At 57.3% G+C, this 19,883-nt stretch carries 18 protein-coding genes; 7 read left to right on the top strand and 11 right to left on the bottom strand.

From position 1 onward, the window contains the following. The 5 genes from ACCD00_RS14900 to kdpF form a co-directional block, all read right to left on the bottom strand. On the bottom strand, positions 1 to 996 hold a 996-nt coding region (locus ACCD00_RS14900), incomplete at its 3' end, for a universal stress protein (protein WP_413425591.1). A gap of 130 nt (positions 997 to 1,126) precedes the next feature. After that, positions 1,127 to 1,672: a potassium-transporting ATPase subunit KdpC gene (gene kdpC / locus ACCD00_RS14895; protein WP_159390292.1), complete on the bottom strand. Its 546-nt coding sequence runs from the start codon at positions 1,670 to 1,672 to the stop codon at positions 1,127 to 1,129. Positions 1,673 to 1,814: 142 nt separating this feature from the next. Then, the gene (gene kdpB, locus ACCD00_RS14890; protein WP_413425589.1) at positions 1,815 to 3,875 is read right to left on the bottom strand and encodes a potassium-transporting ATPase subunit KdpB; all 2,061 of its coding nucleotides are present in this window, start codon (positions 3,873 to 3,875) and stop codon (positions 1,815 to 1,817) included. Positions 3,876 to 3,885: 10 nt separating this feature from the next. Then, entirely contained in the window at positions 3,886 to 5,580 is a 1,695-nt protein-coding gene (gene kdpA, locus ACCD00_RS14885; protein ID WP_413425587.1) for a potassium-transporting ATPase subunit KdpA, read from the bottom strand. Between the two features lie 8 nt (positions 5,581 to 5,588). Further along, complete coding sequence (kdpF, locus tag ACCD00_RS14880) at positions 5,589 to 5,678, bottom strand: K(+)-transporting ATPase subunit F (protein WP_007899818.1); 90 nt, start codon at positions 5,676 to 5,678, stop codon at positions 5,589 to 5,591. A gap of 344 nt (positions 5,679 to 6,022) precedes the next feature. On the opposite strand from kdpF, the gene rfbB reads away from it, so the two are divergent. From rfbB to ACCD00_RS14850, 6 genes are all read left to right on the top strand, one after another. Continuing rightward, complete coding sequence (rfbB, locus tag ACCD00_RS14875) at positions 6,023 to 7,105, top strand: dTDP-glucose 4,6-dehydratase (RefSeq protein ID WP_413425585.1); 1,083 nt, start codon at positions 6,023 to 6,025, stop codon at positions 7,103 to 7,105. Further along, on the top strand, positions 7,102 to 7,977 hold the full coding sequence (gene rfbA / locus ACCD00_RS14870) for a glucose-1-phosphate thymidylyltransferase RfbA (protein WP_413425583.1): 876 nt from the start codon (positions 7,102 to 7,104) through the stop codon (positions 7,975 to 7,977). The genes rfbB and rfbA overlap by 4 nt, the downstream gene beginning before the upstream one ends. 46 nt (positions 7,978 to 8,023) lie before the next feature. Further along, positions 8,024 to 8,893, top strand: a complete 870-nt coding sequence (rfbD, locus tag ACCD00_RS14865; RefSeq protein WP_413425581.1) for a dTDP-4-dehydrorhamnose reductase — start codon at positions 8,024 to 8,026, stop codon at positions 8,891 to 8,893. A gap of 239 nt (positions 8,894 to 9,132) precedes the next feature. After that, positions 9,133 to 10,497: an ethanolamine permease gene (gene eat, locus ACCD00_RS14860; RefSeq protein ID WP_413425579.1), complete on the top strand. Its 1,365-nt coding sequence runs from the start codon at positions 9,133 to 9,135 to the stop codon at positions 10,495 to 10,497. A 136-nt stretch (positions 10,498 to 10,633) separates the two neighbouring features. Beyond that, positions 10,634 to 10,801, top strand: coding sequence for a DUF2897 family protein (locus ACCD00_RS14855; protein WP_079246726.1), 168 nt, complete (start codon positions 10,634 to 10,636; stop codon positions 10,799 to 10,801). Positions 10,802 to 10,968: 167 nt separating this feature from the next. Continuing rightward, complete coding sequence (locus ACCD00_RS14850) at positions 10,969 to 11,526, top strand: TetR/AcrR family transcriptional regulator (RefSeq protein WP_111281854.1); 558 nt, start codon at positions 10,969 to 10,971, stop codon at positions 11,524 to 11,526. On the opposite strand, the gene fabF is transcribed toward ACCD00_RS14850, so the two are convergent. Both fabF and ACCD00_RS14840 read right to left on the bottom strand, forming a co-directional pair. Further along, entirely contained in the window at positions 11,523 to 12,797 is a 1,275-nt protein-coding gene (gene fabF, locus ACCD00_RS14845) for a beta-ketoacyl-ACP synthase II (RefSeq protein ID WP_413425576.1), read from the bottom strand. The genes ACCD00_RS14850 and fabF overlap by 4 nt on opposite strands. Before the next feature lie 31 nt (positions 12,798 to 12,828). Next, positions 12,829 to 13,623, bottom strand: coding sequence for an SDR family NAD(P)-dependent oxidoreductase (locus ACCD00_RS14840; RefSeq protein ID WP_057713784.1), 795 nt, complete (start codon positions 13,621 to 13,623; stop codon positions 12,829 to 12,831). 395 nt (positions 13,624 to 14,018) lie between these two features. Here ACCD00_RS14840 and ACCD00_RS14835 point away from each other — a divergent pair, with 395 nt between their 5' ends. Continuing rightward, positions 14,019 to 15,299: a Wzz/FepE/Etk N-terminal domain-containing protein gene (locus tag ACCD00_RS14835; RefSeq protein ID WP_413425574.1), complete on the top strand. Its 1,281-nt coding sequence runs from the start codon at positions 14,019 to 14,021 to the stop codon at positions 15,297 to 15,299. 70 nt (positions 15,300 to 15,369) lie between these two features. Here the strand turns inward: ACCD00_RS14835 and ACCD00_RS14830 are convergent, their stop codons facing one another. From ACCD00_RS14830 to ACCD00_RS14815, 4 genes are all read right to left on the bottom strand, one after another. Continuing rightward, entirely contained in the window at positions 15,370 to 15,699 is a 330-nt protein-coding gene (locus tag ACCD00_RS14830) for a ComEA family DNA-binding protein (protein ID WP_413425572.1), read from the bottom strand. A 112-nt stretch (positions 15,700 to 15,811) separates the two neighbouring features. After that, positions 15,812 to 17,806 carry a polysaccharide biosynthesis protein gene (locus tag ACCD00_RS14825; RefSeq protein WP_413425569.1) on the bottom strand — a complete coding sequence of 665 codons (1,995 nt, stop codon included), beginning with the start codon at positions 17,804 to 17,806 and terminating at the stop codon, positions 15,812 to 15,814. A gap of 83 nt (positions 17,807 to 17,889) precedes the next feature. Then, a complete protein-coding gene (locus ACCD00_RS14820) occupies positions 17,890 to 18,921 on the bottom strand; it encodes an MraY family glycosyltransferase (RefSeq protein ID WP_413425567.1) in 1,032 nt (343 codons plus the stop codon). Continuing rightward, positions 18,918 to 19,883, bottom strand: coding sequence for a UDP-glucose 4-epimerase family protein (locus tag ACCD00_RS14815; protein ID WP_407514871.1), 966 nt, complete (start codon positions 19,881 to 19,883; stop codon positions 18,918 to 18,920). Before ACCD00_RS14815 ends, ACCD00_RS14820 begins: the two co-directional genes overlap by 4 nt.

Below are 19,883 nucleotides of genomic sequence, written 5' to 3'. Positions count from 1 at the left end.
GCTGGCACGACGTTCGGCGGCATGCTGAATCAAGGTTTTCGCCACCTCACCGGCCCGCAGCAACACCACTTCCCCCCCAAGCCGTTCGGCCAGTTGCTGGGCGCTTTGCAGGCGCAGGCGCGACTGTTCGTCCCGCACGCGGCCGTTGTCCACGTGCACCAGGCTCCAGGGCAGGTGCCGCCGTTGGGCCACGCGACTGGCATGCCGCACCAGACGCTCAGCCTGGGCATCGCCGTCGACCCCTACCAGCAAACGCCCACGCACCGCTGGCGCGGCTTGACCGAGTTGGCGATAGCCCTGGGCCAGATCGTTATCGACCTGAGCCGCCGCGGTTTGCATCGCCAGTTCGCGCAGGGCCGTCAGGTTGGTCTGGGAAAAGAACGCGTCGATGGCTGCCCGCGCCTGCTCCGGCACATAGACCTTGCCGTCACGCAGGCGCTCGAGCAGTTCCCGGGGCGGCAAGTCGATCAGCAGCAGTTCGTAGGCCTCCTGCAATACCCAGTCCGGCAGGGTTTCACGGACCTGCACGCCGGTAATGCCGCGCACCTGATCGTTGAGGCTTTCCAGATGCTGGACGTTGACCGTGGTGTACACGTCAATGCCGGCGGCGAGCAGCTCCTGAATGTCCTGCCAGCGTTTTTCGTGACGGCTGCCGGGGGCGTTGGTGTGCGCCAGTTCGTCGACCAGCACCAGTTTCGGTTTGGCTTTGATCAAACCGTCGAGGTCCATTTCTTCGAGCAACACGCCACGGTATTCCGAGCGCACCAACGGCTGCTGCGGCAAGCCGCCGAGCAGTGCTTCGGTTTCGGCCCGGCCGTGGGTTTCGACGACGCCGGCAATGACTTTCACCCCTTGGCGTAACTGGGTGTGGGCCGCTTGCAACATGGCGTAGGTCTTGCCCACCCCCGGCGCGGCGCCGAGAAATACCTTGAGCCGGCCACGACCATCACGGGGCAGGTCTGCTAACAGCGCGTCGGCGCGGCCGGAGTTGCTCATGCTTGGGGATCTCTTTTTACCGGGATTGATGTAGTGACTATTCTGCCGTCTTCGCGAGCAAGCCCGCTCCCACAGGAGTACGCATTCCAATGTGGGAGCGGGCTTGCTCGCGAATGGCAGCGCCGCCGGTTTACAGTTTTTCCAGCGCCAGATTCAACTCAAGCACATTCACCACCGGCGGGCCTACCAATGGCTGCTCTATGTGGGCGTCCAGCAGTTGTTGCAGTGTCGCTACCGGCAGATTGCGCGCCGCCGCAACACGCGCCAGTTGATAGGCAATCGCCGCTGGTGGCAAGTGCGGATCGAGACCGCTGCCGGACGTAGTGACCAGCGCCAATGGCACCGGCCCCTGGCCTGGCACCAGCAGTTTGTTGGCATCGTCGATCACGCGAGTGGCCAGGGCGGGGTTGCTCGGCGACAGGTTGCTGGCACTGCTCGACACGGTGGCAAAGGCACCGGCCGAAGGGCGCGGGTGAAACCAGGCGTCACCGACGAAATCCTGGGCGATCAGCGAGGAACCGCGGACCTTGCCCTCGGCATCACGCACCAGGCTGCCGTTGGCCTGATCCGGGAACGCGACCTGGGCCACGCCGGTGACCACCAATGGATAAGCGACGCCGGTGACCAGCGTCATCAGGACCAGCAGGCTCAGGGCCGGGCGTATCAATGTGGACATTTCAAAATCCTCGAATTCGCATGAAAACCTGTAGGAGCGAGCTTGCTCGCGATGGATCTGAAGGCGCCGCGCTGTGTCAGAAAGGGCGCGTTATCGTTTACCACCATCGCGAGCGAGCTCGCTCCTACAGGGGGGTGTTCAGTCAAACCAGATGCAACGCCGTCAACAGCATGTCGATCGCCTTGATGCCCACGAACGGCACCAGAATCCCGCCCAGTCCATAGATCAGCAGATTGCGCCGCAACAACGCCGCCGCACTCGCCGCCTGCACGCGCACACCGCGCAATGCCAGAGGAATCAGCACCACGATGATCAGGGCGTTGAATACGATCGCCGAGAGAATCGCGCTCTGCGGACTGCTCAGGTGCATCACGTTGAGCACGCCCAGTTGCGGGTAGATCGCGGCGAACAGCGCCGGCAGAATCGCGAAGTACTTGGCCACATCGTTGGCGATGGAAAAGGTCGTCAGCGCACCTCGGGTCACCAGCAACTCCTTGCCGATCTGCACCACGTCCAGCAGCTTGGTCGGGTCGCTGTCGAGGTCGACCATGTTGGCCGCTTCACGTGCCGCTTGCGTACCATCGTTCATCGCCATGCCGACATCCGCCTGGGCCAGTGCCGGGGCGTCGTTGGCGCCGTCGCCGCACATGGCGACCAGACGACCGTCGTTTTGCTCGTGACGGATGCGCGCCAGTTTTTTCTCCGGCGTGGCCTCCGCCAGCACGTCATCCACACCCGCTTCGGCGGCGATGGCGGCGGCGGTCAACGGGTTGTCGCCGGTGACCATGACGGTGCGAATGCCCAGTTTGCGCAGCTCGGCAAAACGCTCGCGAATGCCCGGCTTGACCACATCCTTGAGGTGGATCACACCGAGCAACTTGCCGTCTGCACACACCAGCAACGGCGTACCGCCGCTTTGGGCGATCCGGTCGATTTCACGGGACAATGGTGCAGCCAGATCCGCCCGCTTGAGGCCAACGAACGCCAGCAACGAATCCACCGCGCCTTTGCGAAACACGCGCCCCTGATAGTCGACACCGGACAAGCGGGTTTCGGCACTGAATGGCACGGCTGTCAGCACATCGGCGGACGGCTCCGGTTGCGGATGAGTGCCACGCAGGTATTCGACGATCGACTTGCCTTCAGCGGTGTCATCGGCCAGCGAAGCCAGCAATGCGCCTTCGGCCAGTTCCCTGGCTGTCACACCAGGGGCGGCATACACCGCCGAGCAACGACGGTTACCGAAGGTGATGGTGCCGGTCTTGTCCAGCAGCAGGACATGCACGTCTCCCGCCGCTTCCACTGCACGACCGGACTTGGCGATCACGTTCAGGCGTACCAGCCGATCCATGCCGGCGATACCGATGGCCGACAGCAAACCGCCGATGGTGGTCGGAATCAGCGTGACCAACAACGCCACCAGGAACACCAGCGGCAGGCTGCCGTTGGCGAAGTGGGCGAACGGTTGCAGGGTCACGACCACCATCAGGAAGATCAGGGTCAGGCCGATCAGCAGGATGTCGAGCGCCACTTCGTTCGGGGTTTTCTGGCGTTTGGCGCCTTCGACCAGAGCGATCATGCGGTCCAGGGTCGACTCGCCAGGGTTGGCGGTGATCTTCACCAGCAGCCAGTCGGACACCAGCCTTGTATTGCCGGTGACGGCCGAACGGTCGCCGCCGGACTCGCGAATCACCGGCGCCGATTCACCGGTAATCGCCGCTTCGTTGACCGCCGCGATGCCTTCGATCACCTCACCGTCACCGGGGATCATCTCCCCTGCTTCGACGCGCACCACATCACCCTTGCGCAGGCTGGTGGCCGGCACCACCTGGAAAGTGCCGTTGCTGGTTTTGCGCCGGGCGCTGAGGCCTTCGCTACCGGCCTTGAGACTGTCGGCGCGGGCCTTGCCGCGACCTTCGGCCAGGGCTTCGGCGAAGTTGGCGAACAATACGGTGAACCACAACCACAGGGCAATTTGCGCAGCGACGAAGGTCGGCACCGCCGTGTCCGGCACGAAGCACAACACGGTGGTCAGGATCGCCGTCAGTTCGACCACCAACATCACTGGCGCACGATGCAATTGCCGTGGGTCGAGCTTGACGAAGGCTTGCAGCAACGCCGGGCGCCAGAGGGCCGAGATCGCGGTTTTTGGTTGTTCCGGCGCTTTGACGGTGGCGACCGGTTTAGTTACGGGCATATTCATCAAATAATCCTCAGAAGCCCATATTCAAGTGTTCAGCAATCGGACCCAACGCCAACGTCGGCAAAAAGGTCAAACCACCCACCAGCAAAATGGTCACGGTCAGCAGGGTGACGAACAGCGGGCCGTGGGTCGGAAAGCTGTTCTGGCCGATCGGTGCGGTTTTCTTCATCGCCAGGCTGCCGGCCAGGGCCAGGACCGGGAGGATGTAACCGAAACGACCGATCAACATGCCAAGCCCCAGCATCAGGTTGTGGAATGGGGTGTTGGCACCAAAGCCGCCGAACGCGGAGCCGTTGTTGGCACTGGCCGAGGTGTAGGCGTAGAGCAGCTGACTGAAACCGTGGGCGCCAGGGTTGCTCACGGCAGCCACCGGGCCTGGCAGGCTGGCGGCGATCGCGCCGAGCACCAGTACGCCGATTGGCATGACCATCAGGGTCACCACCAGCAATTGCACTTCTCTGGCCTGCAGTTTCTTGCCGAGGTATTCCGGAGTACGGCCAATCATCAGGCCGGCGAGGAACACCGCGATCAGCACGTTGAGCAACATGCCGTAGAGCCCGGCACCAACGCCGCCGAAGATCACTTCGCCGACCATCATGTTGACCAGCGCCACCATGCCGCTCAGTGGGTTGAGGCTATCGTGCATGCCGTTCACCGAACCGTTGGACGCGGCCGTGGTGGTCACCGACCACAGCACGGTGGCGGTGGTGCCAAAGCGTGCTTCCTTGCCTTCCAGCGGCGCGGTCTGTTCGACGGTGACGTTGTTCAACGCCGGGTTCGGTTGGTATTCAGCCCACAGCGAGGTCGCGCCGCCGATCAGGAACAGCGCCAGCATGCAGGCGATGATTGCGCGACTCTGGCGCAGGTCCTTCACGTAGTGGCCGAAGGTAAACACCAGCGCCACCGGGATCAGGATGATCGATGCCATCTCGAACAGGTTGGACCAGGCGGTCGGGTTCTCGAACGGGTGCGCCGAGTTCACGCCGAAGAAACCGCCCCCGTTGGTGCCCAATTGCTTGATCGCAATCTGGCTGGCGGCCGGCCCCAGAGGGATCACTTGATCAACGCCCTGCACGGTCACCGCATTCACGTATTGCGCGAAGGTTTGCGGCACGCCCTGCCAGACCAGATACAGCGCCAGCAGCAGGCACAGCGGCAACAGGCCGTAGAGGGTGGCGCGGGTCATGTCGACCCAGAAATTGCCAAGCGATGCCGTGGATTTGCGACCGATGCCGCGGCACAGCGCAACCAGAACTGCCAGGCCGGTGGCGGCGCTGACGAAGTTCTGCACGGTGAGGCCGACCATCTGGCTCAGATAGCTCAAGGACGCTTCGCCGCTGTAGGCCTGCCAGTTGGTGTTGGTCATGAAACTGATGGCGGTGTTGAACGCCAGCGTCCACTCCTGGCCCGGCAGGTTTTGCGGGTTCAGTGGCAAGTGGTCCTGGAACAACAGAATCGCGAACAGCAGCAGGAAACCCGCGAGGTTGAACGCAAGCAGAGCCAGCGTGTACTTCTGCCAGCTCTGTTCGGCCTGCGGATCGACGCCGGCCAGTCGATAACAACCGCGTTCGACCGGGCCGAGAATCGGCGTCAGCCAGGTGCGCTGTCCTTCCATCACCTTGTAGTAGAAGCGCCCGAGAAACGGTGCCGGGACCAATACCACCGCGAAAAACGCGAGGATCAGCCAATAATCATGACTGTGCATAGCCGCTCCTAGTTCCGGTCCGCGCGCAACAGCGCAACCAACAGATAAATGAACAGCCCCACTGCCAACAGCAGTGACACTCCGTCCAGAACGCTCATGGAAGTTCTCCGTGTTACGGCGTATTGCCGCGTGTGGAGTCATTGTCGGAAAGGAGGCTGTAAAGGAACGAGACCGAGAGTGCGCGCGGCGCATAAAGAAAGCGTAAAGAGTGGGTTTACGCAGGGGTTACAGAGTGCGGGAAGGCGTTCCGCTTCGGGGAAAACCGGGCGTTTTGTGCCGGGTGCCCTGAATTTTGCACGAGAGTAGTGAGTGGTGGCCGCAAGTCATGGATAATCCAGCCTGATTGGCGCGACGCAACCCTATGGGGTCAAGAACTCTTGCACCTCCCCGCTCGCGCCTGCAAGCTACCGCCATTCGCATTACTGAAAAAGGCTGGCCCAACGTGCGTATCCTTATTACCGGCGGAGCCGGTTTCATAGGCTCGGCCCTTGTTCGCGAGCTGATTCAACACACCGAGCATGAAGTGCTCAACCTGGACAAACTGACATATGCTGGCAATCTCGAATCACTGACCAGCATTGCCAACGACACTCGCTACGAGTTCGTTCAGGCCGATATCGTGGATCAGGTGACTGTCGCAGCCGTGCTGGCTCGTTTCCAGCCTCACGCGATCATGCACCTGGCAGCGGAGTCCCACGTCGATCGTTCCATCGACGGGCCATCGGAATTCATCCAGACCAACATCGTCGGCACCTACAGCCTGCTCGAGGCCGCCCGCGCCTATTGGCAAGCCCTGCCGGAGCCTGAGAAAAGCGCCTTCCGTTTCCATCACATTTCCACTGACGAGGTTTACGGCGACCTGCACGGTGTCGACGATCTGTTTACGGAAACGACGCCCTACGCGCCGAGCTCGCCCTACTCCGCCAGCAAGGCCGCGTCCGACCACCTGGTCCGCGCCTGGCAGCGAACCTATGGCCTGCCGGTGCTGCTGACCAATTGCTCGAACAATTACGGGCCGTTCCACTTCCCCGAAAAACTGATTCCGCTGGTCATCCTCAATGCTTTGGCCGGCAAGCCGCTGCCGGTGTATGGCAATGGCCTGCAAGTACGCGACTGGCTGTTTGTCGAAGATCACGCCCGGGCACTGCTCAAAGTGGTCACCACCGGCACCGTCGGCGAGACCTACAACATCGGCGGGCACAACGAACAAAAGAACATCGACGTGGTACGGGGCATCTGCGCCCTGCTGGAAGAACTGGCACCGCACAAGCCTGAGGGCGTTGCGCATTACGCCGACCTGATCACGTTCGTCCAGGATCGTCCTGGTCATGACTTACGCTATGCCATCGATGCCAGCAAGATTGAACGCGAACTGGGCTGGGTGCCGGAAGAAACGTTCGAAACCGGCTTGCGCAAAACCGTTCAATGGTACCTGGACAACATGGAGTGGTGCCGCCGAGTTCAAGATGGCAGCTATCAGGGTGAACGCCTTGGCGCCATCAATCCCAAGGAGCTGCTCGCATGATGAAAGGCATCGTTTTGGCGGGTGGCTCGGGTACGCGCCTGCACCCGATTACGCTCGGAGTGTCGAAACAGCTGTTGCCGGTCTACGACAAGCCCATGATCTACTATCCGATCTCGGTGCTGATGCTGGCCGGCATCAAGGATATCCTGCTGATCTCCACCCCGCAGGATCTACCTCAGTATCGCAATCTGCTGGGTGACGGCAGCCAGTTCGGGGTGAACTTCACCTTTGCCGAGCAGCCATCACCGGACGGCCTGGCCCAGGCTTTTCTGATTGGCGAAGAGTTCATTGGCGATGACCCCGTGTGCCTGATCCTGGGTGACAACATCTTCCATGGTCAGCACTTTGGCGAACAATTGCAGAACGCGGCAAAGCGCTCCTCCGGTGCCACCGTGTTCGGTTACTGGGTCAAAGACCCCGAGCGCTTCGGTGTCATCGATTTCGACAGCGACGGACGTGCGCTTTCGATCGAAGAAAAACCGAAAAAGCCGAAATCCAGTTATGCCGTGACCGGCCTGTATTTCTACGACAATGATGTGATCGAGATCGCCAAGGCGGTGAAACCTTCGCCTCGCGGCGAACTGGAGATCACCGATGTCAACAATGCCTATCTGCAACGTGGCGATCTGCAGGTCGAGCGATTTGGTCGAGGTTTCGCCTGGCTCGACACCGGCACCCACGATAGCCTGCTCGAAGCCTCTCAATACGTGCAAACCATCGAACACCGCCAGGGCCTCAAAGTCGCCTGTCTCGAAGAGATAGCCTATGAAAACGGCTGGATCGACCGTGAGCAGCTGCTGGAACGCGCCCGGTACTTCGGCAAGACCGGATATGGCCAGTACCTGGCCAAACTGGCAGGGGAAGAGCAATGAACCTGCGTGAGCCCGATTTGCCCGGCGACGAGACTGGACTGCGCCCATGAAAGTACTCATCAATGGCCGGCACGGCCAGGTTTCACATGAGTTGCAACAGCGACTGGGGGCTGTCGGCGAACTGATCGTATTGGGTCGCGATCAGCTCGATCTCGCGCAACCCGATCAGATTCGCCGTCAGGTGCAAAACATCCGGCCCGATCTGATCATCAACGCAGCGGCCCATACAGCGGTTGATCTGGCAGAAAGCGAGCCGCAATCAGCCTTTGCCATTAACGCGGTTGCTCCCGGCATCCTTGCTGAAGAAGCGCTGGCACTCGATATCCCGTTGATTCATTACTCCACGGACTATGTATTCGACGGGACGAAAGCCGGGCCTTACAACGAGGACGACATGCCCAATCCGCTCGGGGTATACGGCAAGAGCAAGCTGGCCGGTGAGCAGGCGATCAGGGACGTGCAAGGTAAACACCTGATCCTGCGTACCAGTTGGGTCTATTCGACTCATGGCCGTAACTTTCTGCTGACGATGCAACGTTTGCTGCAAGAAAAACCGGAGCTACGTGTGGTCGCCGATCAAATCGGCGCGCCTACATGGGCCGGTACAATCGCCAACAGCACCCTTGCCTTGATTGAACGCTGGCAGACGAAGACGGCTGCAAACTGGGGTACCTATCACCTGACCGCTCAAGGTGAAACTTCCTGGTTTGGCTTTGCACAGGCTATCGGCGAAGCATTGCGACAACAGGGCAAGCCCTGCGCCAAACTGATACCGATTCCGACCAGCGACTACCCGACCCCCGCCGCCCGACCGCTCAACTCGCGCCTGGATTGCAGTCGCTTGCAAACCGACTGGGGCGTCAGTCAACCTGACTGGCAAACGGCGCTACGCGAATGCCTTACCGAACAAACCTGAGCATCAACCGCTGCCCGTACCGGCATACCCGCGTTGCAGCGGTAGCGGGCATGCGGGCTTGCTCGCGAAAGCGGCATTTGAAGTAGCGGCGCCCCTGACTGACGCACAAATTTCGTGTATTCAGAGGCGAACATCCCCGATACGACAGCTTTCCAGCCATTACGACGTACCCTCGCAAAATGGCACGCCCACTGCACTGCCCTCCCCTGAGCTTTCCAAACCACTCAGGGAGCAAACGCATGAACACACAACTCAAACCCACGCTGGGCACGCTGCACCTGTGGGGTATTGCGGTCGGGCTGGTGATTTCCGGGGAGTATTTCGGCTGGAGCTATGGCTGGGGCGTGGCCGGGACTTTGGGCTTTCTCGTCACCTCGTTCATGGTCGCCACCATGTACACCTGCTTCATCTTCAGTTTCACCGAACTGACCACCGCCATTCCTCATGCTGGCGGTCCCTTTGCCTACAGCCGTCGCGCATTTGGCGAAAAAGGCGGGTTGATCGCCGGGCTGGCGACACTGATCGAATTCGTCTTCGCCCCACCGGCGATTGCCCTGGCCATCGGCGCCTACCTCAATGTCCAGTTTCCAGCCCTGGACCCGAAACACGCGGCAGTCGGCGCCTACATCGTATTCATGGGCCTCAATATCCTCGGGGTAAAACTGGCGGCGACCTTCGAACTGGTGGTCTGCGTGTTGGCGGTCGTTGAGTTACTGGTATTCATGGGCGTGGTCGCCCCGGCGTTCAGCTTCAGCAACTTCGCGCTCAATGGCTGGGCCGGCTCCGACGTGTTCGGTGCTCCGGCAATTGCCGGGATGTTCGCAGCGATTCCCTTTGCCATCTGGTTCTTCCTCGCCATCGAAGGCGCAGCCATGGCCGCCGAAGAAGCCAAGGACCCGAAGCGCACGATTCCCAAGGCTTACATCAGCGGTATCCTGACCTTGGTGCTGCTGGCGATGGGCGTGATGTTCTTCGCCGGAGGCGTCGGCGACTGGCGCACCCTGTCGAACATCAACGACCCGCTACCGCAGGCGATGAAAACCGTGGTCGGCGAAAGCTCGGGCTGGCTGCACATGCTGGTGTGGATCGGCCTGTTCGGCCTGGTGGCGAGCTTCCACGGGATCATTCTCGGCTACTCGCGGCAGTTTTTCGCCCTCGCCCGGGCCGGTTACCTGCCGGCGTCCCTGGCCAGGTTGTCGCGCTTTCAAACCCCGCACAGGGCGATCATCGCCGGCGGAGTAATCGGCATTGCAGCCATCTACAGCGACGGCCTGATCAACCTCGGCGGCATGACGCTGACCGCCGCGATGATCACCATGGCCGTGTTCGGCGCCATCGTGATGTACATCATGAGCATGCTCAGCCTGTTCAAACTGCGTAAAACCGAGCCGAATCTGGAGCGCACCTTCCGCGCCCCGTGCTACCCGCTGGTGCCGTTCATTGCTCTGATGCTGGCGGTGGTGTGCCTGGTGGCGATGGCCTGGTTCAACACATTGATAGGTCTGATCTTCCTGGCCTTCATGGCGGCAGGTTTCGTGTACTTCATGCTCACCGCGCAATTGCGCGCCGACGCACCGGCGGATGCGATGCTCACTGGACATTGAATGGGTTCGAGTGAACCTTGAACAACAGGCATAGAATGGAGTGATAGCGATGGAACTGCGATGAAACCCCATCACTCAAAGTGATATGCACGATCGGTTGGCGAACCCTCGCCCGCCTGCTTTCAAGGAGAGTCCTATGCCCTGGTATGCCTGGTTGATTCTGGTCGTTGCCATCGGCTCGATCGTTGGTGGTCTGATGATGCTGCGCGACACCGCCAACAAGGTCGAACTGACCGAAGAGCAACGTAAGCGCGTCGCCGAACGCAATGCGGAAATGGACGCCAAGGAAGCGCAGGACCGCTGACTGAAAACCCCGCCTTGACCGGCGGGGTTTGTTTTTGCGTGAAAGTGCCTGCAATCATACCGCTTTGTACTGATATCGAAGCATCTGCATGCTTTTTAGAAGTAGAAGTACAGTCACCATGCAATTTTCATTGGTTAATATGGGCCGCATTGATGCGGAGATATCAGATGCGTTACTCGCAGGACCATAAAGCCCAGACTCACCAACGCATAATCAAGGAAGCTTCAGCGCGATTTCGACGCGATGGTATCGGCGCGACCGGGCTGCAACCCCTGATGAAAGCTCTGGGCTTGACCCACGGTGGCTTTTACTCGCACTTCAAGTCCAAAGACGAGCTGGTGGAGAAAGCCTTGCAGGAGGCTGGTGTACAGGTCGACGAGTTGTGCGCGCAAATCTTCGCAGAGGAGCATCCACTCGAAGCCTTCATCGATACCTACCTCTCCGAATGGCATCAAACCTCGCCTCACGAAGGTTGCCCGCTGCTGACCATTTCCTCGGAACTGGGGCTACGTGGTCAACCGAGTCCAACCAGCGACGTCGTGCTCCAGGCGCGACTCGATCAGATCCAGCACACCCTTGGCGGCGAACACACCGCAGACCGCAGTATCGTCATCATGTCCACGCTGGTCGGAGCCCTGCTGTTATCGCGCAGCGTGGCCGACGCCGAGTTTGCCCAACGGATTCTCGACGTCGCACGCGAACACCTCAAACACTCACAGGATTAACCCTGCCAACGCTTGAACAGCACACTGGCATTGACCCCGCCAAATCCGAAGCCGTTGGACAACGCATATTCGATGGCCATCGGCCGTGCTGCGCCATGAACGATGTCCACACCTTCAGTGGCAGGGTCCGGGCTCTCGAAATTGAGGGTCGCCGGCACAATCTGGTCACGGATCGCCAGCAGCGTAAAGATCGCTTCGAGTCCACCCGCGGCACCGAGCAAATGCCCGGTCGCCGACTTGGTTGATGTCACAGCGATGCCATTTTGTGCACCGAACAATGCCTTGATCGCCGCCAGCTCACCCAGATCCCCCACCGGAGTCGAGGTTGCATGAGCATTCAGATGCTGAACCTGAGCCGGTGACACACCTGCCTGTGCCAATGCCAACGACATCGCTCGCCGCGCGCCGCTGCCGTCTTCGGGGCCGGCGGTCAGGTGATAGGCATCGGCGCTGGTGCCGTAACCGACCAGCTCCGCCAAGGGCTGGGCGCCCCGGGCCAGTGCATGGTCCAGAGACTCGATGACCAGCAGCCCGGCCCCTTCGCCCATGACAAAACCGTCGCGACCACTGTCGAAAGGTCGTGAAGCGCGTTCAGGCGTTTCGTTGTAAGCGCTGGACAAGGCGCGAGCAGCCGCAAACCCGGCAAGGCTGACCCGATCGATCGCCGCTTCCGCACCGCCGCACACCGCGATATCCGCCTCGCCCGCGCGAATCAGCCGCGCCGCGTCGCCAATTGCCTGAACCCCGGCGGCGCATGCCGTGACCGGCGCGCCCAATGGCCCCTTGAAGCCATGCTGGATCGACACATGACCTGCCGCCAGGTTGACCAGAAACGAAGGGATAGTGAATGGCGACAAACGTCTCGGACCACGGCTATCGGTGGTACGCACCGCGTCGGCAATCGCGCCGAAACCGCCCACACCTGAACCGATGATGGTGGCCGTGCGCTCCTGGGCGTTGGCGTCCAGCGCCTGCCAGCCGGCTTGCTCCAGTGCCTGACGCGCCGCTTCCATGGCGAACAGAATAAAGCGGTCCATCTTCTTCTGTTCCTTGGGTGGGGTTGCCCGGTCCGGATCGAACCCCGCTTCCGGATCGGAGGCCAGCGTAGGCACGGCACCACCGACCGTGGCCGGCAGATCGGCAACCACCTCCTGCGGCAGATTGCGCAGCCCGGAACGCCCGGCCAGCAGACGCTCCCATACCGCTTCGACACCGCTCCCCAGCGGCGACACCAGGCCCATACCTGTTACAACCACACGACAATTACTCATACCACACATACCTCAAGCCGGTTGATGGCGCTTACCGATAACGGGCAGCGGCCTTGCTTTTGGAAAGGTTCGGCGCCATCACAAGACGCGCCGCCACAAAGGCATCCCAATCGCCCGTATCCGGTAACGAAGGAATGGTGATCAATTCACCCTGGTCCAGACCCGACAACGCCGCATCGACCATCTCGCCCGCCTCCATCACCATGTCCGCAGGAATCTCTGACGCATCGATACCAGAACGCTCCCAGATCTCGGTGCGTGTCACACCGGGCAGGACCGCCTGGATCTTCACACCGGTGCCATCCAGCTCGGCGTTCAACGATTGAGTCAAGCTCAACACATAGGCCTTGCTGGCGCTGTACGTCGCATTGAAACGCTCGGGGAACAACGCCACCACCGATGCAATATTGATGATCGTGCCGCGCCCGGCCTTGGTAAAACTGGCTGCAGCCGCCGCGGCCAATCGCGTGACCGCCGTGATGTTCAACTGAATCATTCGCTCCAGTTGATCGGTATCGGCATTGGCCAATAGCCCGTCCGCCGCCACGCCGGCGTTATTGAGCAACAAACTGATACTTGAATCGCTGCGTAACCGCTGTTCGAGCTGCAGCACGTCTTGTTTTTGGGTCAGATCCGCCTTCAGCACTTCGACCTTGATCCCATGCGCCGTGCGCAGTGTGCTCGCCGCCGCCTCCAGTCGCTGCTCGTCGCGAGCCACCAGCAACAAATCAAAACCACGAGCTGCCAACCGCTCAGCGTAAACCGCCCCGATGCCGGAAGAAGCACCGGTGACGAGGGCCGTACCTTGGGACTGGGTAGAGTTCATGACTATGCTCCTGGGAACACTAGGATGAGAACAGAGATTTCATTATAAGCATAATTTAACTGTTTTATTACACACATAATTTTTCTGACGGGCAAGCGGCCACGCGGACAAGCCCAAAAATATGGCCCCTTCCTGTCCCCTCCTTCAGCACGACGGTAACTCGAACCCTTACAGCAACGCACCAAAGACCTGCCTGCTGCATACTGCGGAGTCTGCCGGCTCCGCTGAGTAGGAATAGATTGCATAAACAGCGGTTTAACTTGTCAACAGCTTGCCGTCAGAATGTAGATACGGGAGAATGCAAAACGTTACTAATTATTTTTCACCACCACTGTCAGCGAAGACCGATAGAGCATTTCTCAACGCCAGCTGACTTTTTGTAATTTGAGGGTTTCATGAACTTCCCTACAAAAATACGTCCTGACATTGAACATCATGAAATCGATATTACAGAGTTTCTTCGCGACTTATGGAAGCAAAGATCTATTATTCTGCTCTTCACCGGGCTTTCCACAGCGATCGCAGTAACTTATGCATTAACGGCGCAACCTCAATATAGAGTACAGAACGAAATCAGGCCTGTGGCAGCTACAGACCTGGACATGTTAAACGAGTCCGGCCTTTATAAGATTCAACCAGAGCAAGCCTTAAGACGCATTGGTTCGTCCATGGATTCTTATACCGAACGTTTAAGTTTCTTCCAGGCCAATCCGGGTTTACTCGCTCCCCTACAAGCCAACGGCAAGTCAATCGAGGAGACCCTCGAACGTTTCAATACCAGTGCGTTTACAGTCGAACAAATCGACCCTAAAAAAACTGCTAATCTTTCGGAAGCAATTCAACTTGGCGTAGAGTATCCATCTGGCGTGGATGGGGTGGCTATTGTTAACAACTTTACCGAGTTTGTAGTCAAACGCGAAAAAGAAAAAGTCGAAGCGGATTTTAAAACACTTATTGAGAACCGGATCGCGCAAACAGAAAAAAAGCTGTTATCCAAGAAAGCTGCCTATGAAGCCGAAAAAGACTCAGAAATCGCAGAACTCCTTGAAAAGGATCAGTTAAAAAAAGAAACTCTACAGGACGAACTCAAAGCCCTGCGACAACAACTGCAAACCCGTCGACAAAATCGTGTGAAACAGTTGGATGAGGCAATATCGATTGCCAAAAATCTGGGAATTGTTACCCCTACCACGCCATCTGCCCTTGGAGAGGCTGGGCAGACAAGGCAAGGCAACATGATTCGCACAGAAGTAAGCAACCAACAAATACCTCTGTATTTTATGGGGCAGTCGGCACTTGAAGCAGAGCGCGCAACACTCGTCGCCCGAAACTCCGATGATTTTACTGAACCTCGCGTTGATGAAATCCAGAAAGAGCTCAGTCTTCTCGCTAACAACCGAAAAGTTGCTCTGCTTAAACAGCGTAGTAACGAAGAGCTGTTCTTAAAAGGCCTGGGAGAGATCAGGGAAGAGCTGGCACACTTGAAAAATCTGCATGTCAATTTTGAACAGATTAATCTGGTTAATATCGACAGGCCGGCGTCTCCCCCGCAAGGCCCTATCAAGCCGAGGAAGGCGTTAATCGTTGGTTTAGGTTTGATATTCGGACTGATGCTCGGAACAATGCTCGCTGCTGTCCGGACAATCATGCTGCCTAAAAAAGCGATTGAAGACTAAAAGCTGCAAACTTATTTCCCGCTCCAATAAAAAGGCCGATCAATGATCGGCCTTTTTCTGACTCTCGCGATTAATTCACTTCAATCCTGTCTCGGTTACTTTCCAGAATTGCCTTACCAATCCCCTTGACCTCAAGGAGTTCATCCACTGACGCAAACGGCCCATTATTGTCACGATACGCAACAATTGCCTTGGCCTTCGCCTCCCCGACACCGATTAGTTCACGTTGAAGTGTTTGTGCATCTGCACCATTGAGATCAACTTTATAGGTGTTCGCTCTAGTAGCAGCTTCCGTGACCCTGGAAGACTCAACAGCTTTAGCTTCCGGAGCAGCAATAGCTGCAACAGAAGCGCCGCTCAAAAGGGCAAAAAACAAAGAGTAGAAGTAACCTTTACGCATGATGATGCTCCATGACATGAGTTGAAAGAAGCAGCTTTTCCTAAGCTGCTCCCCCAATTTAGGCCATGTTATGGAACTGTCAAAAACGTGTACGTTTCCGAATGTGAAGCAATCAAGGTTCCAAACGGCGCTGCTGGTAGATCCAGTCGACGATATCGCCGTCAGGAGCGTAACCACTGACGGTTTCGCGTAGAAGTTGGCGGACACGCACGTAATCGTCCTGTTCAATCGAGCAAAGTAATTCTGCCAGCTTGATTTTGAGTACATCCCAGGGAAGATGGTCCTCATTTGCAGTCATGATCATCGGATGCTGGGTGGCCGCCACGTTGTCACCAATCAGCAGCTCTTCGTAAAGCTTTTCGCCGGGTCGCAAACCAGTGAACTCGATAGAAATATCCCCATGCGGGTTCTTTTCCGAACGCACACTCAAGCCCGAAAGATGGATCATCTTTTCAGCAAGCTCTACGATTTTTACTGGCTCTCCCATATCTAATACAAAGACGTCGCCACCCTGCCCCATCGAACCTGCCTGGATTACAAGCTGGGCCGCCTCGGGAATAGTCATGAAATAACGAGTGATCTTGGGATGGGTGACCGTCAGTGGCCCGCCGGATTTAATCTGCTTGTGAAATAACGGGATGACCGAACCAGAGGACCCAAGAACATTGCCAAAACGTACCATAGTGAAGCGCGTCTTGTTTACCCGCGAAACGTTGGTGTCATCACCGAATAGTGCCGGGGCAAGTTCTCGACTGAGCGCCTGTAGCGTCAACTCAGCGAGACGTTTTGTGCTGCCCATTACGTTTGTCGGGCGCACCGCTTTATCTGTCGATATCAAAACAAAGTTGGCGACACCCGCCATTAACGCCGCCTGAGCGGTATTGAGTGTACCGATTACGTTATTTAGTACACCCTCGGCAATATTGTGCTCAACCATCGGTACGTGCTTGTAAGCTGCCGCGTGATAAACCGTATCTACGCGCCAGACCCTCATCACATCTAGTAATTTTTCCTTATTTCGTACCGATCCCAGGATAGGCAAAAGACGAACAGAGAGCGATTCTCTGCTTACGCGCTGCTCAAGTTCGGACAAGATGCTGTAGAGATTAAACTCGCTATGTTCAAACAACAGAAGCGTCGTCGGTCGCAAAGAAAGAATCTGACGACATAGTTCTGAGCCAATTGATCCGCCAGCGCCGGTGACCAGAACAGATTGTCCCGTTATGCAATGCTCCAGCAAATCACCTTGGGCCGGAACAGCGTCACGCCCCAACAGGTCGGCAATGTCTACTTCCTGAATGTCATCGACTTTGACCCGGCCACTAGCCAGGTCCATGAATCCGGGAACGCTTCGAACATGGAGCGGAAAACCTTCGAGGAAACCAAGAATTTCGCGACGCCGGCCACGACTAGCAGAAGGAATTGCTAACAGAATTTCCTGAGCCCCTGTCTCGTCGATCATCTGTTGAATATGCTTTGGCTTATAAACCTGAAGCCCGGAAATAACACGATCAGCGATGCTCTTGTCATCGTCTATAAAGGCCACCGGACGCATCATGCGCCCCATACGCAGTGCGGCTACCAGCTGATTTCCTGCCGCGCCAGCGCCAAAAATGGCGACTCTGGGTAAACCGTCGTCCCTATTGGTAAAAGGTACATGCTGCGCAGCAGCAAACCAATCACCCAGGAAGTATTGCCGCATCGCCAGACGCAATCCGCCAACCATAATCAGACTCAGCCACCAATAGTTGAAAATGATCGACCGCGGAACAAGATTTTGATGATTGCTGTACCAATAAACAAATACACCAAGAATTAGAGACGACAAACTGACCGCTTTGATAATCGCTATAAGAGCATCGTTGCCAAAATATCGCATCACAGCACGATACATGCCAAAGCGGATGAACAAAGGGATTGCGACCACCGGGGCACTCAAAAAAAGCCAAGTGTGGGCAATCAGCGGATTGACCATGTCGTCAATGCCGAGCCGTACCAAAAATGCCAGCCAAAGCGCTACCCATACCAGAATGACATCCGTCGAAACCTGAATGAGGCGCTTTTGCCGACGCGGCAACCCCAGCAACAGCGTGCGTAACTTATCCATAACGCCCTCGTACACCTCGAAACGCTTCCCAGTTGAACGCGTGTACGTCTCCTGACGCACTCGTCACTTCAAAAACCCATGAATCAGTTGCCGAACATCTGGCTTCTTTCGAGTTCGCCCGCATGGAACTTCACCGCCAAAATCACTAAGGGAATGTAGGCAAGAACCAGACCTAACGCGCCATCCAGCCCGAAGTAACTCACGCACAGTGCGATGGGCAGCAACCATCCAATGTTAATTGCCCCTACCGCTAGAGTCACTGGCAGGTGTTTGCCATATCTGCGCGATGCGAACTGATAAGCGTGGCTGCGATGAGCTTCGTAAACTTTATCACCACGAACAAGGCGTCGAATTAAAGTGAAGGTCGCATCAACAATGAAAACCCCCAATAAAATCAGCCAGGCCCAGAGTAATTGCGGCGCCGTCCAGGCAGCCTGTATAGAGATGACAGCAAGCACTACACCAAGGAACCCGCTACCGGCGTCCCCCATAAAAATTCGTGCTGGAGGGAAGTTCCAGAACAAGAATCCCACTACGGCCATGGCCAACATTCCCGCCACCCACATCAGGTTTTCAAATCCGCTCAACCAATAGAGCAGACAGGCTCCCAAGCAGGAGCAAATCGCCTCAACACTGGCGATACCGTCGATTCCGTCCATGAAGTTATACAGATTCAGCATCCATACCAAATAGAAAGCAGCCAAAATATAACCAAACCAGCCAAGATCGACGCTCATTCCGAACAAGGTGAGGGGAGGTAAGCCCCCCAGCCAGATCAAAGCCCAAGCGGCAGCACAAAAATGTCCAAGCAAGCGCCAACGAGCAGCGATATGACCGTGGTCGTCCATAAAGCCGACCACAGCTACTAATGCCCCTGCCCCCCCGATAGCCACCAATACGGGCAACGAGACCAGTTGAGCCCAACCCAGAAAAGGCAGTACCAGCAAGAACGCGAGAACAATCGCAACTCCGCCACCGCGAGGAGTTGGTATCGAGTGAGAACTTCGAGCGTTGGGAATATCAACAATGCTGCGAGCCAAAGCATAACGACGCAGTAGCCCAGTTAATATCAATGAAACACCAGCCACCGCGGGAATCAACCACCAATAAATCATTTTATTTTACTTTCTCGAAAATATTGTGCGGTAGCTTTCAGAGCGTCATCCACCGAGACCGGTGGAGACCAACCAAGCAGGGCGCGCGTTTTACTGATGTCTACCCGCAGAGACCCACACAGTCGATTTGACAGGTCTTTTCTGCCCAACACTGTCGCACCGCCACCTAATACCCAGGACGGCACTGGTAATAGACGCGCCGACCGCCCAAGAGCAAATGCCATTTTTCGCAGCAACTGCGTTGTAGAAAGATCTTCGCCATCACTGACCAGGAATGTCTGGTTGGCCGCCGCGGGATGACTGATGCAGGTGAGAATCAAGTCCACCAGATTATCCAGGGCGACCAGACTGCGGCTGTTATGAATGGCGCCGAAAGGCAAGGGAACACCTTTATCAAGCCACTGCATCATATTCCGGAAATTAGCTTTTACCCCGGGGCCATAAACCAGCACTGGGCGGATAATGACAACCTCCATACCCGTTTTCGCCGCGAGCTCACGAAGCCCCTGCTCTGCCTCCATCTTGGAAATGCCATACGGGTCTGCCGGGGCAGGTGTATCCTCAGGCGAATAGGTGGTGTTTGGCAATGTGCCTTCTCCGTTTACCTTGATCGAACTGATAAAGATAAACCGTCGAACACCGGCCGCAGCCGCATGACGTGCCAAGTTGAGCGTGCCATCCACATTGACCTGCCTAAAGGCAGCCAAGGGGTTGGCTTCAGTGTCATTCATTACATGAACACGAGCTGCTGAATGTATGATGACGTCCACGCCGGCAAGACTACCCTGCCAGTCAGTGGTTCCGTCAATGTTGTCTACGTGAATCTTCGCAACATGATCTTCACGTAAGTCCGTCCCTTTACGTAAAGCGGCAATAACAGTGTAATTATCCGTGAGCAAACGGCTAAAAACTGCTCCGCCTACGAACCCGGTTGCACCGGTTAAAAATATTGACTTCGTCAT

It is taken from the genome of Pseudomonas sp. Pseusp3 (genome assembly GCF_047304225.1).
In the GTDB taxonomy this organism is placed as follows: domain Bacteria; phylum Pseudomonadota; class Gammaproteobacteria; order Pseudomonadales; family Pseudomonadaceae; genus Aquipseudomonas; species Aquipseudomonas fluorescens_CD.
The sequence above is the reverse complement of the archived record's forward strand: the minus strand, read 5'-3'. Positions and strand labels throughout refer to the sequence as shown.

What these genes read in the sequence shown, in the direction of transcription:
- rfbA (WP_413425583.1), top strand. Translation starts at nt 7,102, where the DNA reads ATGATGAAAGGCATCGTTTTGGCGGGTGGCTCGGGTACGCGCCTGCAC.
- kdpF (WP_007899818.1), bottom strand. Translation starts at nt 5,678, where the DNA reads ATGAGCGTTCTGGACGGAGTGTCACTGCTGTTGGCAGTGGGGCTGTTC.
- ACCD00_RS14820 (WP_413425567.1), bottom strand. Translation starts at nt 18,921, where the DNA reads ATGATTTATTGGTGGTTGATTCCCGCGGTGGCTGGTGTTTCATTGATA.
- ACCD00_RS14855 (WP_079246726.1), top strand. Translation starts at nt 10,634, where the DNA reads ATGCCCTGGTATGCCTGGTTGATTCTGGTCGTTGCCATCGGCTCGATC.
- ACCD00_RS14825 (WP_413425569.1), bottom strand. Translation starts at nt 17,806, where the DNA reads ATGGATAAGTTACGCACGCTGTTGCTGGGGTTGCCGCGTCGGCAAAAG.
- kdpC (WP_159390292.1), bottom strand. Translation starts at nt 1,672, where the DNA reads ATGTCCACATTGATACGCCCGGCCCTGAGCCTGCTGGTCCTGATGACG.
- ACCD00_RS14850 (WP_111281854.1), top strand. Translation starts at nt 10,969, where the DNA reads ATGCGTTACTCGCAGGACCATAAAGCCCAGACTCACCAACGCATAATC.
- kdpA (WP_413425587.1), bottom strand. Translation starts at nt 5,580, where the DNA reads ATGCACAGTCATGATTATTGGCTGATCCTCGCGTTTTTCGCGGTGGTA.
- ACCD00_RS14815 (WP_407514871.1), bottom strand. Translation starts at nt 19,883, where the DNA reads ATGACGAAGTCAATATTTTTAACCGGTGCAACCGGGTTCGTAGGCGGA.
- ACCD00_RS14835 (WP_413425574.1), top strand. Translation starts at nt 14,019, where the DNA reads ATGAACTTCCCTACAAAAATACGTCCTGACATTGAACATCATGAAATC.
- eat (WP_413425579.1), top strand. Translation starts at nt 9,133, where the DNA reads ATGAACACACAACTCAAACCCACGCTGGGCACGCTGCACCTGTGGGGT.
- ACCD00_RS14830 (WP_413425572.1), bottom strand. Translation starts at nt 15,699, where the DNA reads ATGCGTAAAGGTTACTTCTACTCTTTGTTTTTTGCCCTTTTGAGCGGC.
- kdpB (WP_413425589.1), bottom strand. Translation starts at nt 3,875, where the DNA reads ATGAATATGCCCGTAACTAAACCGGTCGCCACCGTCAAAGCGCCGGAA.
- fabF (WP_413425576.1), bottom strand. Translation starts at nt 12,797, where the DNA reads ATGAGTAATTGTCGTGTGGTTGTAACAGGTATGGGCCTGGTGTCGCCG.
- rfbD (WP_413425581.1), top strand. Translation starts at nt 8,024, where the DNA reads ATGAAAGTACTCATCAATGGCCGGCACGGCCAGGTTTCACATGAGTTG.
- ACCD00_RS14840 (WP_057713784.1), bottom strand. Translation starts at nt 13,623, where the DNA reads ATGAACTCTACCCAGTCCCAAGGTACGGCCCTCGTCACCGGTGCTTCT.